The organism is Rhodococcus sp. ENV425 (genome assembly GCF_002887785.1).
Taxonomy (GTDB): Bacteria; Actinomycetota; Actinomycetes; order Mycobacteriales; family Mycobacteriaceae; genus Rhodococcus; species Rhodococcus aetherivorans.
On record NZ_PCZU01000178.1, the window covers coordinates 57,673 to 77,163 of the forward strand.

14 protein-coding genes are annotated in these 19,491 nt (G+C 66.9%); 2 read left to right on the forward strand and 12 right to left on the reverse strand.

What is annotated here, in order from left to right; all coding sequences use genetic code 11:
* Positions 1–75 precede the first annotated feature (75 nt).
* The 12 genes from CQZ88_RS14655 to CQZ88_RS14710 all read right to left on the reverse strand — a co-directional run bounded on the left by CQZ88_RS14655 (position 76) and on the right by CQZ88_RS14710 (position 16,940).
* A complete protein-coding gene (locus CQZ88_RS14655; RefSeq protein WP_029541609.1) occupies positions 76–816 on the reverse strand; it encodes an SDR family NAD(P)-dependent oxidoreductase in 741 nt (246 codons plus the stop codon).
* Between the two features lie 7 nt (positions 817–823).
* Positions 824–2,347: a class I adenylate-forming enzyme family protein gene (locus tag CQZ88_RS14660; protein ID WP_102799960.1), complete on the reverse strand. Its 1,524-nt coding sequence runs from the start codon at positions 2,345–2,347 to the stop codon at positions 824–826.
* Between the two features lie 88 nt (positions 2,348–2,435).
* Positions 2,436–4,070 carry an FAD-dependent oxidoreductase gene (locus tag CQZ88_RS14665; protein WP_065922963.1) on the reverse strand — a complete coding sequence of 545 codons (1,635 nt, stop codon included), beginning with the start codon at positions 4,068–4,070 and terminating at the stop codon, positions 2,436–2,438.
* Positions 4,067–5,299, reverse strand: coding sequence for a 3-hydroxyacyl-CoA dehydrogenase family protein (locus CQZ88_RS14670; RefSeq protein ID WP_102799948.1), 1,233 nt, complete (start codon positions 5,297–5,299; stop codon positions 4,067–4,069). The genes CQZ88_RS14665 and CQZ88_RS14670 overlap by 4 nt, the downstream gene beginning before the upstream one ends.
* Positions 5,296–7,533 carry a molybdopterin-dependent oxidoreductase gene (locus CQZ88_RS14675; RefSeq protein WP_102799949.1) on the reverse strand — a complete coding sequence of 746 codons (2,238 nt, stop codon included), beginning with the start codon at positions 7,531–7,533 and terminating at the stop codon, positions 5,296–5,298. Before CQZ88_RS14675 ends, CQZ88_RS14670 begins: the two co-directional genes overlap by 4 nt.
* Entirely contained in the window at positions 7,523–9,646 is a 2,124-nt protein-coding gene (locus CQZ88_RS14680; protein ID WP_065922965.1) for a molybdopterin-dependent oxidoreductase, read from the reverse strand. Before CQZ88_RS14680 ends, CQZ88_RS14675 begins: the two co-directional genes overlap by 11 nt.
* A 188-nt stretch (positions 9,647–9,834) precedes the next feature.
* The gene (locus tag CQZ88_RS14685) at positions 9,835–11,214 is read right to left on the reverse strand and encodes an MFS transporter (RefSeq protein ID WP_102799950.1); all 1,380 of its coding nucleotides are present in this window, start codon (positions 11,212–11,214) and stop codon (positions 9,835–9,837) included.
* A gap of 34 nt (positions 11,215–11,248) precedes the next feature.
* Positions 11,249–12,814 (reverse strand): class I adenylate-forming enzyme family protein, encoded by a 1,566-nt coding sequence (locus tag CQZ88_RS14690; RefSeq protein ID WP_006936345.1) that lies wholly within the window; start codon positions 12,812–12,814, stop codon positions 11,249–11,251.
* A gap of 278 nt (positions 12,815–13,092) precedes the next feature.
* Positions 13,093–14,322, reverse strand: coding sequence for a CaiB/BaiF CoA-transferase family protein (locus CQZ88_RS14695; RefSeq protein WP_102799951.1), 1,230 nt, complete (start codon positions 14,320–14,322; stop codon positions 13,093–13,095).
* Positions 14,319–14,981 carry a PaaI family thioesterase gene (locus tag CQZ88_RS14700; protein WP_043799783.1) on the reverse strand — a complete coding sequence of 221 codons (663 nt, stop codon included), beginning with the start codon at positions 14,979–14,981 and terminating at the stop codon, positions 14,319–14,321. The genes CQZ88_RS14695 and CQZ88_RS14700 overlap by 4 nt, the downstream gene beginning before the upstream one ends.
* A gap of 10 nt (positions 14,982–14,991) precedes the next feature.
* Positions 14,992–15,759: an enoyl-CoA hydratase/isomerase family protein gene (locus CQZ88_RS14705; RefSeq protein ID WP_050034657.1), complete on the reverse strand. Its 768-nt coding sequence runs from the start codon at positions 15,757–15,759 to the stop codon at positions 14,992–14,994.
* A complete protein-coding gene (locus CQZ88_RS14710; RefSeq protein WP_006936358.1) occupies positions 15,756–16,940 on the reverse strand; it encodes a Rieske 2Fe-2S domain-containing protein in 1,185 nt (394 codons plus the stop codon). Before CQZ88_RS14710 ends, CQZ88_RS14705 begins: the two co-directional genes overlap by 4 nt.
* A gap of 72 nt (positions 16,941–17,012) precedes the next feature.
* Here CQZ88_RS14710 and CQZ88_RS14715 point away from each other — a divergent pair, with 72 nt between their 5' ends.
* Positions 17,013–17,609: a TetR/AcrR family transcriptional regulator gene (locus tag CQZ88_RS14715; protein WP_050034656.1), complete on the forward strand. Its 597-nt coding sequence runs from the start codon at positions 17,013–17,015 to the stop codon at positions 17,607–17,609.
* Positions 17,610–18,007: 398 nt separating this feature from the next.
* Complete coding sequence (locus tag CQZ88_RS14720; RefSeq protein ID WP_102799952.1) at positions 18,008–19,489, forward strand: aldehyde dehydrogenase; 1,482 nt, start codon at positions 18,008–18,010, stop codon at positions 19,487–19,489.
* Positions 19,490–19,491 lie beyond the last annotated feature (2 nt).

Here is a 19,491-nt window from a genome sequence, read left to right on the forward strand (position 1 = left end):
ACGGGTGCAGGGGGCACGCAACAACGATGCGACCCGTGCCGATCGAATCGGCACGGGTCGCATCGTGGTCGGATCTCAGACGCCGACGGGACCACCCCGCCACACGCCGATCTCCTCACCGGAGACGTCGGCGGCGTTGTCGCTCACCAGGAACGACACCGTCGAGGCGATCGACTCGGGCGGAATCGACGGCCAGTGCCTGGTCAGGGCCTCCACGCCGGCTTCGCCTCCCGACGACACGATGTCCGTGGCGACGAAGCCGGGCATCACAGAGTTGACCGTGATGCCGCGACGGGCCACCTCCACCGCCATCGTCTTGGTCATGGCTACGAGACCGGCCTTGGCTGCGGAATAGGCACTCATGCCGGGCGACGGCCGGCGCCCGCCCGACGGGCTGTTCACGAACACCACACGGCCCCAACCTGCGTCGTACATTGCGGGCAATGCGAAGTGTGTACAGTAGAACGCGCCGTTGAGATTGACCGCGATGACTTCGTCGAACTCGTCGGGGGACTGCTTACGGGCCGCACCGGCCTTGTTCATGCCCGCATTGTTGACGAGCACGGTGGGAGCACCCAGTCGGGCCGTCGTGTCGGCGATGAGCCGTTCCGCGTCGGCGGCTTTCGAGATGTCGGCCCGGATTGCCACGGCCTGTCCGCCGTCCGCGACGATCTTCGCGACTACGTCCTCGGCATCGCGCGCACTACGTGAATAGTTGACCGCGACGGCGAATCCATCGGCGGCGAGCCGCTGCGAGATGGCCGCGCCGATGCCGCGCCCCCCGCCGGTAACGACAGCAACTTTCTGCGGGTTCACCACTGGATTACCGGACCTTCTCGTAGTTGTCGGGCACATCCGCGAAGGCGTCGCGCAACTGGCGCTTCGCGATCTTCCCGCTGGGCATCCGGGGCAGCGGCTCGTCCATGAAGACGACGTAGCGCGGCACCTTGTAGTCGGCGAGACGCTCGTTGCAGAAGGCGACGACCTCGGATTCCTTCATCTGCGCGCTCGTCCTGACCAGCGCTGCCGGCGTCTCGCCGAACTTGGCGTCGGGGACGCTGATCACCGCGACCTCTTCGACCTCTGGGATCTGATTGATGACGGTCTCGATCTCGGCGGGCGAGATGTTCAGGCCACCGGAGATGATCATGTCCTTGAGGCGGTCGACGTACGTGAGGTAGCCGTTCTCGTCGAGCTTGCCGAGGTCGCCGGTCTGGAGCCAGCCGTCGATCAGAGTCGCACGGGTGGCTTCCTCGTTGCGCCAGTATCCCGGCATCATGCCCGGTCCGCGCAGCAGGATCTGACCGGTTTCGTTGGGCGGGAGGTCGTTTCCTTCGGGGTCGACCACCCGGATCTTCGTGAAGATGCCGCCCCACCCGCACTTGTCGGGGTGTTCCGCGGCTTCGTCCCGCGGCATTGCGGTGGCCGATCCGCCGATCTCGGTCTGACCGTAGATCTGCCTCAGGGACACCCCTTGGGCCTGCCACTTGTGCAGCAGGTCGACAGGCACGCGGGCACCGCCGACGTGTGCGGTGATCATGTGGCTCAGATCCGTGTCGGCAAATCCGGGCACCTTCGCGATCTGTTCGAAGAGAATCGGGGGCCCGGTCAGGGTGTTGGCCTTGTCCTCGGAGAGGACGCGCAGCGCCGACGACGGGTCGAATCCCGGCTGCAGGAACAAGGTTCCGCCGTGCAGCACGACACGCGAGATGCCCCAGACGATGCCGGCGGCGGTGAACAGCGGCAGCACCAGTACCGGGCGCAGACCGTTCGGCTGAATCGGTTCCATCAGCGACCACTCGTGCATCTCACCGGCAATCGTGGCGTGCGTGAAGATCACACCCTTCGGCTTCCCGGTGGTGCCGCTGGTGAACACGATGGCAGTGGGAGTGTCGAGATCGACGACCGGCGAGGGGTACTTCGCGTGTTCGCGGCCGCGCAGCGGGCGCACATCCTTCTCGAACACGGCGATCGAGAAGGTGTTGCGTGCCTGCTGGACCTCTTCGAGTCGCGGCAGCAGTGCCTCTTCGCAGTAGACCACGGAGGGTTCACAGTCGTCGACGAGGGTGGTGAGCTCGCCGGTGAGCATGCGCTGGTTGAAACCCACGGCGATGGCGCCGACCTTCATGGCGCCGAGCGAGGCCACGGCCCATTCCAGGCTGTTGGCACCGAGGAAGCCCACTCGATCACCCGGCGCGACGCCACGGGAGGCGAGGTCGTGCGCAACACCGTCTGCCCAGCTCGACAGCTCTGCGTAGCTGACGACATCGCCGTCGAAATCGATCGCGGGCAGATCCGGCTTCGACCGAGACCAGTAGGTCAAAGCGTCTACAACGGTGCCGCTCATGTAGCCCTCCATGAATGTGTGTCGTCGATGCGGGCCCACCTCGGTGAGGCGCAGATCACACCCGCCTGTTAAATCTAAAGGTTGTCGTTTATTGAGGCAAGTACGAATGGGCGTCCGCACCATGGGCGACGGCGCGCATCGCATCGACCTCGACCAGTTTCCGACGGGCACGGCCTTGACGACGCCCCTCGGTACGTTCGTACCGGTCGATGCGCCGCCAGCCGTCGAAGCCGAACGCGTCCGGACAGCGCGTCTCGACGATCGCCGCCAGATCGTCGCCCGTGCGGCTCGGCCGCGACAGGAGGGCGCGTTCGTGGTCAGCAACGATCGCTTCGACGGTCTCGGCTGCGCAATATCGATTGGTCCCGATCACGCCGGTCGGCCCCCGCTTGATCCAGCCTGCTACGTAGACACCGGATATCGGACGGTTGCCGGCCGGATCGACGACGCGACCTGCGACGTTGGGTATCGTTCCGCGGACCGCGTCGAACGGCAGACCCGACACCGGACGGCCGCGATACCCCACCGACCGCAACACCAGAGACGCGTCGAGGTCCTCGCCGGGCCCCGCCTGGCCGTACGGTGCGATCCGCAGACCCTCGACGCGAGTGCCGCCGAGAATCTCGACCGGCGCGGCCTGGAAGCGTAGCGTGATCCTCCGCCTGCCCGGTTGCGGACGCCGGTGCGCGTACTCGGCGATCGTCTGCAGCTTGATCGAGGCGCCCTCCGGCGCGTCGTAACCGCCGTGGACGGTCACGTCCAGCTCGGGCAACGAGCCCAGCGCCAGCAGTTCCGGTGTCGTGAACGCCCCGTGCTCGGGGCCGCGGCGCCCGAGCACCACCACCTCCTCGATCGCGCTGCGGCGCAGTACATCCAGAGCATGCTCCGCGATGTCGCCGGGCACGAGCCGCTCGGGATCGCGTGCCAGGATCCGCGCTACATCCAACGCGACATTGCCGTTGCCGATCACCACGGCGCGACGCCCCGACAGATCGAACGTACGGTCGGCGTAGTCCGGATGCCCGTTGTACCAGGCCACGAATTCACGTGCGGCAAAGCTGCCCGGCAGGTCTTCGCCCGGGATACCGAGCTTCCGGTCGTCGGAAGCGCCGCCTGCGTGGATCACCGCATGGTGGTGGTCGAGCAGTTCGTCGACGCTGAGGTCACGTCCGACCTCCACACCGAGAAATGCGCGGAAGCCGTTGCGGCCGGCGGTACGGGCGAAGACCCGCTCGACGGCCTTCGTCGTCTGATGATCCGGTGCCACACCGAAGCGGACGAGCCCACCGACGACGGGGAGCCGCTCGAACATGGAGACCTCCACGTCGATGTCACGCCGTTTCAGCAATTCCTCGGCAGCGTAGAAGGCGGACGGACCGGAACCCACGATCGCCACCCGCAGCGGACCGGGCCGCTCGGCGACGACGACGGGCTCCTTCGGCACCTCCGTCGGGCCGGACACGGTCGGGTTCCCCAGGAAGTATGCGGCATTGAGATCCTTGTAGATCTCGGTCTCGGGTGTGAGATCGCTGTCGGGCGCGATCGCCTCCACCGGACACACGTCGGCGCACGCCCCGCAATCGATGCAGGTGTCCGGATCGATGTAGAGCATCTCGGTGCGCGCGTACTGCGCTTCGTCGGGAGTCGGGTGAATGCAGTTCACCGGACACACCGCGACACACGTCGCGTCGTTGCAGCAGGCTTGGGTGACTACGTATGTCATGGATACTCCGGTTGATCGTGTGCTTCCGAACTCTGTTCCGGCGGGAGGAAGCGGTGGCCGTAGCGGTCGGCAAGTTCGCGGGCGCGAGCCGTGAATCCCTCCGCACCACCGGTATAGGACCGCCTGAACGACACGACCCCACCGGTGTGCGCGGGGAATCCGATGCCGAGAACGGATCCGGTGTCTGCGTCGGCCTCGGAACCGATCACACCTTCGTCGAGACAACGCAGCGCTTCGATCACCTCGACGAAGAGCAACCGGTCGCGCATGTCGTCGACCGGGATACTCCGGGTCGTCCCGAACACGTCGCGAAGGCCGGGCCACAACCCGATTCGCGTGCCGTCGGTGTCGTACTCGTAGAATCCGCGTCCCACCGATCGACCGACTCGACCGTGCTCGTCGATCATCCGGTCGCGGACACGGTCCGCACCACTCGCCCGCCACGCGCCGCCGGCGGTCCCGACAGCGGCACGGTTCTCTCGCTGCACCGCGCGGTTGAGGGTCAACGTGATCTCGTCGAGCAATTGCAATGGCGGCACCGGGTATCCCGCTTCGAGCGCCGCACGCTCGACGAGGACCGGATCGATTCCTTCCCCGACCGCGACCATCGCCTCGTCCAGATAGGGCTGCATCACCCGGCTGGTGAAGAACCCCCGGCTGTCGCGCACCACGATGGGCGTCTTCCCGAGCTTCCGTGAGTACGTCAAGGATGCCGCGAGAGTGGTCTCCGACGTGCGCGTACCGGTGATCGTCTCCACCAACGCCATCCGGTCGACGGGCGAGAAGAAGTGCATCCCGACGAAGTTCTCCGGACGTGCCAGCGTGGATGCGAGCGTTGTGATCGGCAGGGTCGACGTCGTCGACGCGAGGAAGGTGCCCAGGTCGGTGACGGCCTCGACCGACTGCAGGACCTGTTGTTTGGCGGCGACGTTCTCCGCCACGGCCTCGACCACCAACGAGGCCGGCGCGAGGTCCGAAACCCGTTCGGTAGGCGTGATGCGGGCGAGCAACGCCTGTGAGACCGCCGTATCCGTCGTCCCGGCCTGCAGTGCACGCATTTCGCGCCGGTCGGCGTACGCCCTTCCGCGGCGCGCACCCTCGAGGGTCCGCGCAACGAGCACGACGTCGGCGCCGGCCCGTGCGCACGTGTACGCGAGGGCCGATCCCATCATCCCGGCGCCGACGACACCGATCGTGGTGCCGGTCAGAGCACCCGACTCCCCGGTCATGACTGCGGCCTTTCCACGCGGGTGACGTCGACGGGGAAACCGTTGAAGATCGGGGCGCCTGTCAGCGGTTCGACCACGGTGTCGTCGACCAGGGCATTGACGTTCGCACCGGGTGCAGCGGCCGAGCGAGTGGTGCGGAGACCACGGCCGTCGTGACCCCACCCGTGCGGCAGGCTCACCACGCCCTGACGCATCGCGTCGGTGATGCGCAGTTCGGCGACGACAGCGCTGGTCTTCGATGCGATACGCACCGTGTCGCCGTCCACGAGGTTGCGTGCGGCAGCGTCGAACGGATTCATGAACAGCGCACACTGACCTGTGTCGGGCTGTGGCAGCGCATTGTGCAGCCAGGAGTTCATACCGCGACGATGTCGCCGGTTGACGAGGACCAGCTCCGGCACGGGTTGTGCCAGCGTGTCACGCAGGCGCGGCAGGTCGGCGGTCAACGCATCGGGGACGAGGTTGATCCGTCCATTCGGGGTCCGCAGCACCTCGGGGATTCGCGGTTGCAACGGCCCGTAGTCGATGCCGTTGGGATTGCGTTCGAGCAGTTCGAGGGTCAGTCCGCCGGGAACGGCACCGAACCGGTCGCCGTACGGGCCGCTGCGCAACCGCAGGTCCAGCAGCCGCTGCGGGCCGGTGCGGCCCGCGGTCGCCCGTACGACGTCGTCGAGTTCGCAGCCCGCGAGCTTCGCTGCGCGACGGATCGCTGTGGTGGCGACCTCGTCGTCGAGCTCGGTGACCGGCCGCTCCGGTTCGCCACGGACGATTGCCGTGAGGCGCAGCAGGATCTGCCACTCGGGGACCTGGCCCGGACTCGGCTCGAGCAACGGGGCCGTGTACCGGGCCACATTGCGCACCTGGAAGTGGGTGAGCGCGAGGTCGTGGTGGCCCCGCGTCGTCAGCGGTGGAGGTGGCAGGATGACATCGGCATAGCGGGTCGTCTCGTTGAGGTACCCGTCGATGCACACCATGAATTCGAGGTCGGCCAGTGCGGCCTCGACAGCGTGGCTGTTCGGAAACGACCGTGCCAGGTTGCCGGAGACCGTGATCAGGCCCCGCACCTGTCCCGGGCCCGGGGTCAGGACTTCCTCGGCGAAACAGACCGCGGGGATCTCTCCCATCGCCTCCGGCATGTTCCGGACCCGCGACCGCCATCGGTCGAACACGAGCGGAGCCTTCGGGTTGGCGGGCCAGGTGGTCGGACCGCCTGCCGGTGGCACGGGGAACATCGCGCCCCCCGGCCGATCGAGGTTGCCGGTCACGATGTTGAGGATCTCGACCATCCAGTTGGCGACCGAACCGAACTCCTGTGTGCACGAACCCATCCGGGAATGGGCAACGGCCGAGTCGGCAGCGGCGAAATCCCGTGCGATCCGGCGGATCACGTCGGCGTCGATACCGCAGATCTCCGCGACCGCGTCCGGGGTGAACTGTTCGGTGAGCCGAAGGACGTCGTCCAATCCGTCGACGTACCCGGTCAGGCGCCCGGGCGCAGCAAGCCCCTCGGTCGCGATCACCGAGACGAGTGCGAGCAGGAGAAACGCATCGGTACCGGGCCGGATGGCGAGATGGAGGTCGGCGACCTCCGCCGTCCGGGTGCGCGCCGGGTCGACCACCACCAGGGTGCCACCGCGCTCTCGCAGCGCTTCCAAACGCCTCCCGATTCCCGGCGCGGTGACGGTGCTGCCGTTCGACACGAGCGGATTCGACCCCAGGATCAGCAGATACGACGTGCGGTCGATATCGGGGACCGCCATTCCGAGCCCGGTTCCGTAGAGCAATGCGTTCGCGTAGTTCTTCGGAAGGGTGTCGATGCTGGCGGGCGAGTAGACATTGCGGGTGCCGATCGCCGAGATCAGCGGCAACGTGTAGAACGACGGGTCCAGGTGGTGCGCGGCCGGGTTTCCCGAGTAGACAGCGCAACTGTTGGGGTCCGCCGCGATGATCGGAGGCAGTCGCCGACCGATCTCGGCAAACGCCTCGTCCCACGTTGCCTCACGGAAATCGTCCCCGTCGCGGATCAACGGAGTGCGGATGACGTCGGGGTCGTTCTCCAGTTGCCCGAGGCCCAGCCCCTTCGCGCAACTGTGCCCTGCGGTGAACACGTCGTCGGGGTTCGGCCTCACCGACGTCACCGTGCGTCCGCCGAGTTCGAAGAGCAGACCGCACGTCGCTTCGCACAGCGGACAGATGCGTGCGCCTACCGTCGTGGCGGAAGTGTCAGTGAGCACCGGCGGGGACCTCCGATTCGACGGCCACCGGCACCGCAGTCATCACCGGCATCGCGTTGATGTTCTGGACTCGGTCGTAGCCGGTCAGGTCGTTGACATTGCTGCCGACTCCGCGGGGGTCCGCGTCGGCGTCGGACGCACCCCAGCAGTGGGTCATCGAGACCGTGCCCTGTCGGACGGTGGGGTCGGTGTGTGCGACAGCCCGGATGCGGCCGTGGGCCGAGCGGATGCGCACGATGTCGCCGTGTTCGATGCCGAGCTGCCGCAGGTCCTGCGGATTCACGTGTGCGGGGTTGTAGCCGAAGCGTGCGAGCCCGCTGACATCCCGGCCCACCGAATTCATCAGCTCCCGCATGCGGCGCACCGTCAGCCGCATGGTGAGCCCGCGTTGTGGCGTCGACTCACCCAGTGCAGCAGCGATTTCTGCGCTCACATCGTCCGGGCACAGGGCGAGGCGATGTTCGGACGCTCCTTCTGCGGGCGGACCGACCACCTTCTCCTCCGGAGGCGCGAGCGTGCCGCGTCGTGCCGACATCACTTCGTCCATGGAAACGCGCCCGCGTTCTGCGAACATCGCGAGCATTTCGTCCGAGGTGGGCGGCACGTCCGGATCGAGCACCCGCCCGGCGAACTTCACCGTGTGCCCGGCCGCAGAGGCAAGGCGGAAGAAGAACTCCCAGTCCTCGATCACGCCTGCGGGCGGAGCCACGAGTCGTGGTGTGTATTGCGCGAAGGGCCGGGCGAAGAAGAACTCCATCAGCAAGGTGTGGTCGGGTCGCTCGTACGCCATCGTCGGCGCGATCACATAGTCGGCCAGCCGGGCGGTGTCGGACATTCGCGTGTCGACGCACACCAAGAGCTCCAGCTCGCTCAGTGCACGTTCGGCCTTCTCCCGGTCCGGCAGGGCCCGCGCCGGGTTCCCGCCCGAGACCACCAGTGCCCGCACCCGGTCGGCGCCCGGCTCGAGGATCTCGTCGGCAAGAATGCCCGACGGCAGCTCGCCGTTCATCGTGCCGATCCCGCCGATGCGGCTGCGGAACCCGGATTCCCAGGTCCGGTACGGCGGACGAACCTCCGCCTTCAACGGGGTCGTCCGTGCGAGAACGTTCCGGTTGGGTGTCACCTCGCCTTCGCGGAGGTACCGACCGCAGACGACGTTCAGGCACGCGGCCAGGTGTTCGGCGACATTGGAATGCGGGCCCATGCACACCCCGGTGCCCGTTGTCGCCATGCCCCGCCGCCCCGCCGCGAACATCCGGGCCGCGCGGATGACATCGGCGGCCGGCACGCCCGTCACCGCTTCGGTGTGCGCCGGTGTCGCCGGTGCGACCGCCGCGCCGAGCTCCTCGAGGCCGTCTGCGAAGCGCTCGCAGAACCCGTGATCGTGACAACCCTCGGACAGGATCACGTGCAGCAGTCCTGCGAACAGTGCGGCATCGGTGCCGGGGCGGAGCTGCAGGTGCAGGTCCGCACGAACCGCAGTTTCGGTGCGCCGAGGATCGACGACGATGAGCTTCAGCCCTCGCTCGCGCGCCCTGCGGATCGTCACGGACGGGTTCTGGGTGATCGCGCCGTCCCCGTCACCGCCGTTGAGCGACACCATCGGGTTCGTGCCGGCCAGCAGCCACACGTCCGCGGTGTCGAAGCGCTGGCGCCCGCCGAGATACTCCCCCATCCGCGACTGCACGATCCACTTGGCGGACTGATCGATCGTCATGGTCGAGAACAGTTTCCGGGATCCGGTGGTGCGGAACCACGCCCGCGCCATCGGGCCGGTCAGCGCCGCGAAGTTCTGCTGGGTTCCCATGAACAATGCCAGTGCGTCCGGACCGTGCTCCCCCGTGATCGCTTCGAGGCGCTCGGCAATCTCCGCGATCGCCACCTCCACCGGGATGGGCTCGAAGTTGCCGCCGGGGGTGCGGCGCATCGAGGTGGTGAGCCGATCCGGCCCCTGATGGAAGTCGCCACCACGACGTCCTTTCGGACACGAGTAGCCGCCCGACAACGGGTGCAGTCCGTCGCCGACGATGCCGAGGATCCGATCGCCGTCGACCTCCACCCGCACCCCGCACGAGGCGGGGCACAGGCGGCAATAGGACAACTTCACCGGCACTGTCCGCTCCGTCCGCTGTTCGGCAGAGGCGATGGGCTCTGCAGGATGTGATGATCGTCACCGACGTCATCGCAATCTAACATCTGTAGGTAAATGGCACAACATGAGCCTGTTGCAGCGGCCACGAACGGCAAACGGTTATTCACCAGCAGAACTCCATGCGGTGAATAACCGTCAACCGCGTAGGGCTATTCGGCTGCAGCCATGGTGTGGGGTGTCGTAGCGGTCTCGGAACGGCGGTTGCTCTGCGCTCGGCGATTCCGGATGGACATGACCCCGAGAGTCACGACAGCGAGCAGCGTCGGCACGATCGTGAGGAGGAAGATGCTCTGCGCACCCAACCCCGCCGCGATCAGAAGCGCGCCGACCGCCGGACCCGCGATCGAGCCGATTCGCCCGATGCCCATTGCCCAGGCGACACCCGTCGCGCGGACCGCAACCGGATACACCGTGGCTGCGATCGCGATGATGCCGGCCGAGCTACCGGACATGCCGAATCCGACGAAGAAGACCGCCAGCAGCAGCAACCATCCGCTGCCGAGAAGCATTGCGACCAGCGCAGTGAACACGGCTCCGAGCGTGTAGCCCGCCATCACCACGACGAAGCCGTTGCCGATCCGGTCGGTGATCCGGCCGAATGTCAGCGCACCCGTCATCCCGCCGAGGTTGAACAGCGACGCGGCGAGCAACGCGGTCGATGCACTCCGACCGCCTTCGCCGAACAGCGTCGGCATCCAGCTGAGCAGAAAATAGATGACCAGGAAGTTGATGACGAACACGCCCCACAACAGGACCGTGTCGACCGCGCGGCCGCCCTGGAACAGGACGCTCACCGGCGACTTTGTCACGGTCGACGTGTCCTGCACGAACCTGGCCGTGGCGGTGACGCGTGCGTGGGGCGCGATCTCGTCGACGATGTGCGCGGCCTCCTCGTTGCGGCCTCGGGCAACGAGGAACTTCACGGATTCCGGCAGCCACCGCATCGCCACAGCCATCAAGATCAGCGGTAACACGCCACCGACGACGAACAGCGCCTGCCACCCGAACTTCGGGATGAGGAACGCGGCCGCGAAACCACCGACGAAGCCACCCAGCGACATGCCCGCGACCGTCACGGTCACCATCGTCGCCCTCATCCGGGCAGGACTGTATTCGCTCACCATCGCAATGAGATTCGGTGTCACACCGCCGAGGCCGAGACCCGCGATCACGCGCAGCACGATCAGCGCCGTCATGGAGGTCACCAGCGCGGTGGCGAGCGTGAACACCGCGAAGATGACAGTGCACACCATGATGATCCTGCGGCGGCCGTAGCGGTCGGCCAGCGGCCCGAAGAGCAGGCTGCCCACGACCATCGCGCCGGTACTCAGCGCGAGCGCGAAGCCGAAGGACGCGGGCGACAGTCCCCAGTCCGCCGACATGGCAGGAATGACGAACCCGATGAGTTGTGCGTCGATGCCATCGAGGATCGCGAGACCGAGGCACAGGGCGAGGACACGCTTCTGCAGGGATGACAGGGGCGAGTCGTCGATGATCTTGGTGATGTCCACATCGCGGGTACTGCTCACGGTGCGTGTCCTCTCGGAGAAGGGGAAATGAACCTCAGGACCGGGACGTCGCGGCATCCGCCGACTGCGCCTCTCGGGGTACCGGGATCGCATGGGCCGGCGGCGTCTGAAAGCGCTCTCGGAGAACAGCCTTCGCAAGCTTGCCCGAGAAGGTGCGCGGCAGCGGTTCGTCGAGCGCGAGCGCCACCGCGGGGCGCTTGAATCTGGCCAGGTTCCCGCTCGCGACGCACGCGATGTCGGTGACGATGTCGTCCGCCGGCCGTTGACTGTGGAACACCACCATCGGGACCTCACCCCATCGGTCGTCCTTGACGCCGATCACCGCGAGGTCGACCAAGCCGTCGATGCCGTGCAGCGCCTTCTCGATCTCGGCCGGGTATACGTTGAGTCCACCGGAGATGAGCATGTCCTTGCGGCGGTCGACGACCTTGAGGAAGCCGCCTTCGTCCTGCAGGCCCAGATCGCCGGTGCGCAACCAGCCGTCGACAAGCGTGTCCGCCGTCGCCTCGGGCTTGTTCCAGTACTCCCGCATGACGTGCTCGCCGCGCACCAGAATCTCGCCGACCTCGTTCGGTGCGGCGAAGCCACCGGCGATGCTGCCGATGCGCACCTGGGTGCCGGCCAGGGCCAGGCCGGCGAAGCCCGGCCGGGTACGAGCGTCCTCGTAGTACAGCGTCGAGACCATTCCCGAGGCCTCGGTCAGTCCGTATGCCTGGGTGAGCGGCACGCCGCGGCTGTTGTAGAAGTCGAGCAGGTCCAGGCTCACGGGTGCGCCACCGGCGCCGGCGAACGTGAACTTCGCGAGCTTGCGGGTTCCGAAGTCCGGGAGCTGGGCCATGCGCTCCCAGATCACCGGCACTGTTGTGGTCGCGGTGACCTGCTCACGCTCGAACGTGTCCAGGGCGATCGCCGGATCGAACTCGCGCAGCAGCACCATCGTCGATCCCGGCAACACCACGAGCTGCATGAAGATCGACAGGACCGAGCCGGTGTAGACGAGGGGCGCCGAGCACATCACGCGGTCGCGGCGGGAAATGCCGTGGCTGAGCACCTGCGCGATACCGGGCGCGAGTGCGCTGCGATGTGTGACGAGCGCACCCTTCTGTATACCCGTGGTGCCCGAGGTGTAGCAGATGAATGCCGGATCGGACGCCTCGATGTGAACGTCCGGCACGTTTCCGGGGTCGAGCAGCGTCTCGTATGCACGGTGGTCGCTTCCCCCGATCGCGAAGATCTCGAACTCGGTTTCGGCCGCTGCCTCCTCGAGCAACGGAGCCAGCTCGTTCTCCACGATCACGACCCGCGGCGCCGAATCCACGAGCATCGGAGCCAGTTCCTTGCCGAGCAGTCGGAAGTTGAGCGGGACGCTGATCGCACCGAGCTTGAGTGTGGCGAGGATGACGTGCGCCAGTTCCGGTCGATTGAGCATCATCACCCCGACGCGGTCACCCTTACGAACGCCCCGGGCGGCGAGGCCACGGGCCAGCGCGTCGGTGACTGCGTCCACCTCGGACCACGTCTGGGAGGTGTTGCCGAACACGATCGCCTGCTGGGCGGGACGAGTCTTGCCCCAGTATCGAACCAGATCGGTCAGATTCATTGTCGTCTCCTCATGCTCGCCGTGGCGGCGTGCCCCGCTCTCGCTCACGGCGGTGGGGGTGCGGCCCGCGCCGGGCCCGTCCACCCGATTCGGACGCGCCTCCGTCGGGCGGCGCGTCTGGAGTTGCTGCGCGACCGTCGGGCCGGATCACCCACCGAGGCGGTGTGTGATCGCCGTCACCGAGGTCGCAGTTAATCTAACATCTGTAGATAGTTGGCACAACAGAATGCGGCATCGAATTCGCACACCCGATTGCGGGGATTCCGACCTTGCCGCCCCTACCCGCGCGAGATCGGTTCCATCGCGTCGGAATGGTCGGATACACTGCGTGTTAACACTTTTCGGAGGACTTCCGCTGTGTCCGCCCCGAGCTCCGGCGGTAGCGACGGCGCGAACTTCTCATCCTGCACCCGGACCGGGCTCACCACGAATTCGAGCTCACCCACTCCCTCGTACTCGACGCGGTACGTGTTCGCGCGACCGGCGAAGTGTGGATCGGCGATCATGTCCCGGACGCTGTTCACCGGTCCACCCGCGATGTCGTGCGCGAGGAACAGCGCGACCCACTCGTCGCGGGTGCGCTGCAGGAAGATCTCGCGAAGCTCGCGGTATACACGGTCGGCGCGCGCCGGCGCTTCCGGATCGGTACCTGCCAGATCGATCTCGAGCAGATCCGGCCGGTCGACGGCCATGCAGAAGTTGCGCCAGAACTTGTCGACGTGCGAGCCGAACAGCACGGCCTCGTCGTCCTTCGTGCGGTACGCCTCGAGTCGCGGCCAATCGGGCAGCCGTCCGTCCGGCAGCCACGTGGGGCGATGGATGGATCGATCCTTGTTGAGTTCGGCATCGACCAGGTCCGGCATCCACGACGCGGCCACGTCGATGCCCGCCACCTCGAGCTTGCAGCCGCGACCGGTGCGATCGGCACGATGTACCGCTGCGAGCAGGCCCATCGCGCCGTAGGCACCCAGCGCGTACATCGCGATCGGCGCAGTCGTGGACCCCGCGATCCCGTCGGTCGGCGGTTCCTCCGGTGTGCGCACGTCGCGCAGCCCCGCGTACGCATCGAACACAGGACCCCCGGTCCCGAGCCGGCTGTAGGGCCCATCGGATCCCATACCCGAGACCGTGCAGAAGACGATCTTCGGATTGACCTCTCGCAGCTGGTCGTAGCCGACACCGAGCCAGTCGAGGTAACCGCTGCGCATGCCCTCGACGACCGCGTCACACGTCCGGGCGAGATCGAGGAAAGCCTGCGCGCCTTCGGGGGATCGCAGGTCGAGTGCAACGCTCTTCTTACCCCGGTTCCACCTCAGATGCATGAACGACGGACCGTCCTGGTCGCCGATCGCGCGGCTGCCGCCGATGCGCACCGGATCGCCGAGCGGCCCTGATTCGATCTTGATGACTTCGGCACCCAGGTCGGCAAGGTGCCCACCGACCGATGCGGGCGCCAGTTGTGCGACCTCGAGGATGCGCATGCCCTCGAGCAACGAGTAACCACTCATACGTCTCCTCCTTCGGAAATATTGAGCGTCTGTTCGGGTTTCAGTTCCACCCAGAGTCCGTCCGCATCGGCGACGAGCACATCGCCGTGGTACATGGTTCCGCGCATGAACCGCTTGCGTCCGTCCTGTCGCAGGTACTCCGCCTCCACACGGAGTTCGACGTCGAGTGGGGCAGGCGCCCGGAAGTTCACGTTCAGATAAGCCGTACGCGCCCAGGGACGTCCGGAATCATTGGCCAGCCGGGCCATGATCTCGTCGAAGATCAGCGGTGTGACACCACCGTTCATCGCGTAACGACCGGCATGGAAGCGCCCGACCGTGACCCGCCCACGAGCGGTCGTTTCCGTCACCGCGTCGATGTGCAGCGGCGGCGCCAGGGCCTGTCCCCGACCGGCCAGATCCCAGCGATGTCCCGCGATCTGATCGTCCTCGCCTACCTCGAGTTCTTCCAATCGCTGTGCAACAGAACGCAGTGTCCCGGCGATACCCGCCGCGGCGGCAGGGTCGGGACGCGACCGCGTGAAAGCCTCCTGTACCGCACGGACTGCGGCGACCAGCTCGGCGAACTCGTCGCCGGCCTCGACGGTCGGATCGAACGGATCGTTCCAGTCCGGATTCCAGATATCGATCGGTGCGTTCGGGCGTAGCGAGACGTCCATGATGCCCCTTTCAGTCGGTTCCCGCACGGGCACCGAAGAATTCCGTGAACATGTCGCCGATGGGGCGAGGGCGCAGCGTGGTGCGTGCGACCGCGTTCTCGCGGTCGTAGCGGCTGCGCAGATCCTTACCATGCCCGGCGAGCAGAAGCGATTTGATCTCCCGGACCGCCTCGGGTGGTTGCGCTGCGATCTGCGCCGCGGCCTCCAGCGCGGTCCCGAGAACGTCACCGTCACCTGCGTATCGGGTGAGCAGGCCCATCCGATATGCCTCGTCGCCGGCGACGGCACGCGAGGTCATGAGCAGATCTCGCGTCTGTCCGGCCCCGATCAAGGTGTCGAGCACCCAGGTCAGGTTCGCACCACCGTACTTCGCCGCAGTCACGGTGAATTGTGTCGACGATCCGCCGACCCGTAGGTCGGAGCAGACAGCGAGCAGTGTCCCGGCGCCGTACGACACGCCCTGAACTGCCGCGATCGTGGGCTTGGCGAATTCGAGATACCGCCAGAGCAGTTCCTCGCGCTCGAGCATCGCCTCCAGGTTCGCGTCCGACGACAGTGCCGCGAGTTCCTGCAGGTCGTACCCTGCCGAGAAGGCGCGCTCACCGGACCCGGCGACCACCACGACCCGGACGGCGTCGTCGCACGCTGCACGGGTCAGCGTCTCGTCGAGTGCCCGTTGCAGCGACAGCGAGATCGCGTTGTGTACCTCCGGACGATTCAACGTCAGTTGCAGTACACCCGGTGCGGGAGACGATTCGAGCAACTCACGCGAGGTCATGTCGTCACGCCGGCCTTCTTCCGCCGCTCCTCCGCGATCGCAGCGGCATCGCCCGAGATCATCTTGTGGAAGACCTGCCCAGGCAGTTCGTTCCGTCCGTAGACGAGTTCGTCCACCTGGCCGTGCGCGACGTTGTCGGTGATCGTCTTCGTGACGAACCAGTCCTCCGCGTGGAGAGTCTCCATCAGGAGTTCCCAGTTCTTCTCGAGTACCCGCTTCTCCCGGGGAGTCGTGGGTTCGGCCGGAGACAGCAACCGGATGGTGCAGTACGAGACGTTGGGATCGTCGACGTCGGGGACGATGGTCCAGACCTCGAAGTGATTCGGCTCGGTGACCAGCATCGTGCCGGGATAGATCGTGTAGTTCGCGAGCGAGTAGTCGCGGACATCGAAGGAATCCGGATCCGCATCGCGAACCTCCGTGATCGCCTTGCGCGCCACAACGATTCGCCACGATCTGTCGACGAGATCGAAGGCCGTGATGTTGCCCTCGAGGAAGTTGCACACGGTCTTGGTGTGCAGCTGGCACAGATGGTAGGAGTCCTGCACGCCGTCGACCGCGATCTTCCAGTTCATGTCGAGCTTCCAGGTCTCCTTGCGGACCTGGAACGACGTGGCAATACCGGTGTCGGCGACCTCGGCGTCGTGCTTCTCACCGAGCACCCTCGCGATGTCCAGTTCGGCACCGACCGTCGGCACGACCCAGACGAGCCCGTGCCGCACCTCGCACGGGAACTCGACCAGCCCGTACTGCGATCGATCCAGGCCGTCGAACCCTTCGGCGTGAGGCATTCCCCGCAGCGCACCGTCACGGCCGTACGCCCAGTTGTGGTAGGGGCAACTGAAGAGGCGCTTGCATCCCGATTCCTCGAATTCGACCTTGGAACCTCGGTGCCGGCACACGTTGGAGAACGCCTTGACGCTGCCGTCGGACTGCCTGATCACCAGCAGCGGCGTGCCGATGAGCTCGGTGGTGACGAAGTCGCCGGTCTTCTTCAGCTCGTCGATGTGCGCCACGATGTGCGGAAATCGGCGCACGGCGTCACGTTCGAGGCTCGCCAGTTCGGGGTCGTTGAACACGGAGAACGGAACACGAAGCATCTCGTCCGCGTAGTCGGTGCTGTTGTTGTCGACGTGCGCGATCAGGCGCCGAGTGAGGTCGATCTTGTCTTCACGCTGCATGACCCCAGCGTGGCACATGAGACATGTGGCGTCTAGTGTCTTATCCAGATTACCCGGCGGTATGGTGCATGCGTGGCACACAAGACGGACACCGAGACCACGGACGTCGGCGCAGCGATCCTTGTCGCCGCCGAATCATGCTTCGAACAGTTCGGTATCACGAAGACCACGATGGCCGACGTCGCGCGAGCTGCAAACATGTCCCGGGCGACGGTCTACCGCTACTTCTCGGACCGCGAATCGCTCATTGTGGCGTCGATCGTCCGCCGCGCACGGATGAACATGGAGCCGTGGCGAGTGCGCATCCGGAATCACCCGACATTCGGCGAACGGATCGTCGAGGGCCTGTGCGCCAATATCCGCCGAGGCCTCCGCGACCCGATGATCCATCTCCTCGTTTCCCCCGCCGAGGCAACACTCGCCACAACCCTGCTCGCGACCTCGGGCCGTGCCGTCCAACTCACCCGCGAACTGTGGGAGCCGATTCTGCTCGAGGCCCGGGAGTCCGGAGAGCTTCGCGCCGATGTCGATCTGGACCTGCTCTACGAATGGCTGTCGGAGATCGAGATGAACTACATCAGTGCGCTCGGCGCCAGTGCGGGCTCGCTCGACCGGTTGCGGGCGAAGCTGTACGCGTTCGTCGTGCCGTCGCTACTCGCCCGCCCGTAGACCCCGCGGGACCACCACTCCCCATCGACGCCGCGCGATCGGGCGTTCCCCGCCCGCTCCGGGCCGATCACTCGACCCCGTGGGGAGCCGGCCCCGGAGGAGCCGCCGAGGCTCGGGGCCGCGGCGTACCCACGCCGGGGACCGACCGTCGTGCCGTGCGCCGACTCGTGCCCAGTCCCATCGTCCGGCCCCTCCGCACGCGTGCCGCTTCGCCGGGCGACGCGGGGCATTGCGTCACGCACTTGTCCGAACTATAGTCCAGACAACTGTCCAGACAAGGGGCACCCGAAGCACGCAGCGAAGGCGTCAGCATCGCGTACCGACCGGTCCCCGCCATGTGCGCATCCGAATCTCCTACTACACCTGACACTTTCCAATCTCCAGAACGGAAACGTCCGATGTCCCTGATTCCCGGCGACAGCTCGGCTCTGCTCGTCGACGGCAAGCTGGTTCCCGGCTCCGGCGGCACGTTCGAGGTCGTGAACCCGGCCACCGCGGAGGTGCTCGGCACCGCCGCCGACGGCACCGCCGCCGACATGGACGCCGCGATCGAGGCGGCCCGTCGCGCCTTCGACACCACCGGCTGGTCCCGCGAGCACGCCTTCCGCGCCCGCTGCCTGCGTCAGCTCCGCGATGCGCTGCGCGGCCACATCGAGGAACTGCGGGCGATCACCATCGCCGAGGTCGGCGCACCCCGGTTCCTCACCTCCGCCGCCCATCTCGAGGGCCCCGTCGACGATCTCGGGTACTTCGCCGACCTGGCCGAGAACTACCCGTGGCAACAGGATCTCGGCAATGCCGCGCCGATGGGCATCCCCACCCACCGCTACGTGCTCCGCGAGGCGGTCGGTGTCGTCGGGGCGATCACACCGTGGAACTTCCCGCACCAGATCAACTTCGCCAAGCTGGGTCCCGCGCTCGCCGCCGGCAATACGGTGGTGCTCAAGCCCGCGCCCGACACCCCGTGGTGCGCCGCGGTCGTGGGCCGGATCCTCGCCGAGGAAACCGACATCCCGCCGGGCGTCGTGAACATCGTGACGTCGAGCGACCATGCCGTCGGCGCCCTGCTCGCCACCGACCCGCGGGTGGACCTCGTGTCGTTCACCGGCTCCACCGCCACCGGACGGTCGGTGATGCGCGCCGCCTCGGAGACGCTGAAGAAGGTGTTCCTCGAACTCGGCGGAAAGTCGGCGTTCATCGTGCTCGACGACGCCGACCTCGGAGCCGCATGCTCGATGGCCGCCTTCACCGTGTGTACCCACGCCGGGCAGGGCTGCGCCATCACGACCCGTCTGCTCGTCCCCCGGAACCGCTACGACGAGGCGGTCCGCGTCACCGCCGACGCCCTGCGCGGCATCCGGCCCGGCGACCCGAACGAGCCCGGCACGGTGTGCGGTCCGCTGATCTCCGAGCACCAGCGCGCACGGGTCGAGGGCTACCTGCGGCTCGCCGTCGAGGAGGGCGGGACGATCGTCGTCGGCGGCGGCCGTCCCGCCGAGCACCGGCGTGGCTTCTTCCTCGAACCGACGCTGATCGCCGGGGTCGACAACACCGCTCGCGTCGCCCGGGAGGAGATCTTCGGGCCGGTCCTCGTGATCCTCCCCTACGACGGCGACGACGAGGCGATCCGCATCGCCAACGACTCCCCTTACGGCCTGTCCGGGGCCGTCTGGGGCACCGACGAGGACCGGGTCCGCCGGGTCGTCGAGGGGGTCCGCACCGGCACCCTGGGCGTCAACGGAGGCATCTGGTACGCCGCCGACGCTCCCTTCGGCGGCTACAAGCAGTCCGGAATCGGCCGCGAGATGGGTGTGGCCGGATTCGAGGAATACCTGGAGACCAAGCTCGTCGCCGAACCGGCGGCGAAGCAGAGAGGCTGACG

Coding starts and splice junctions, on each gene's coding strand:
- CQZ88_RS14670 (WP_102799948.1), bottom strand. CDS start 5,299: ATGACCGGGGAGTCGGGTGCTCTGACCGGCACCACGATCGGTGTCGTC.
- CQZ88_RS14660 (WP_102799960.1), bottom strand. CDS start 2,347: ATGAGCGGCACCGTTGTAGACGCTTTGACCTACTGGTCTCGGTCGAAG.
- CQZ88_RS14665 (WP_065922963.1), bottom strand. CDS start 4,070: ATGACATACGTAGTCACCCAAGCCTGCTGCAACGACGCGACGTGTGTC.
- CQZ88_RS14705 (WP_050034657.1), bottom strand. CDS start 15,759: ATGACCTCGCGTGAGTTGCTCGAATCGTCTCCCGCACCGGGTGTACTG.
- CQZ88_RS14720 (WP_102799952.1), top strand. CDS start 18,008: ATGTCCCTGATTCCCGGCGACAGCTCGGCTCTGCTCGTCGACGGCAAG.
- CQZ88_RS14690 (WP_006936345.1), bottom strand. CDS start 12,814: ATGAATCTGACCGATCTGGTTCGATACTGGGGCAAGACTCGTCCCGCC.
- CQZ88_RS14700 (WP_043799783.1), bottom strand. CDS start 14,981: ATGGACGTCTCGCTACGCCCGAACGCACCGATCGATATCTGGAATCCG.
- CQZ88_RS14710 (WP_006936358.1), bottom strand. CDS start 16,940: ATGCAGCGTGAAGACAAGATCGACCTCACTCGGCGCCTGATCGCGCAC.
- CQZ88_RS14695 (WP_102799951.1), bottom strand. CDS start 14,322: ATGAGTGGTTACTCGTTGCTCGAGGGCATGCGCATCCTCGAGGTCGCA.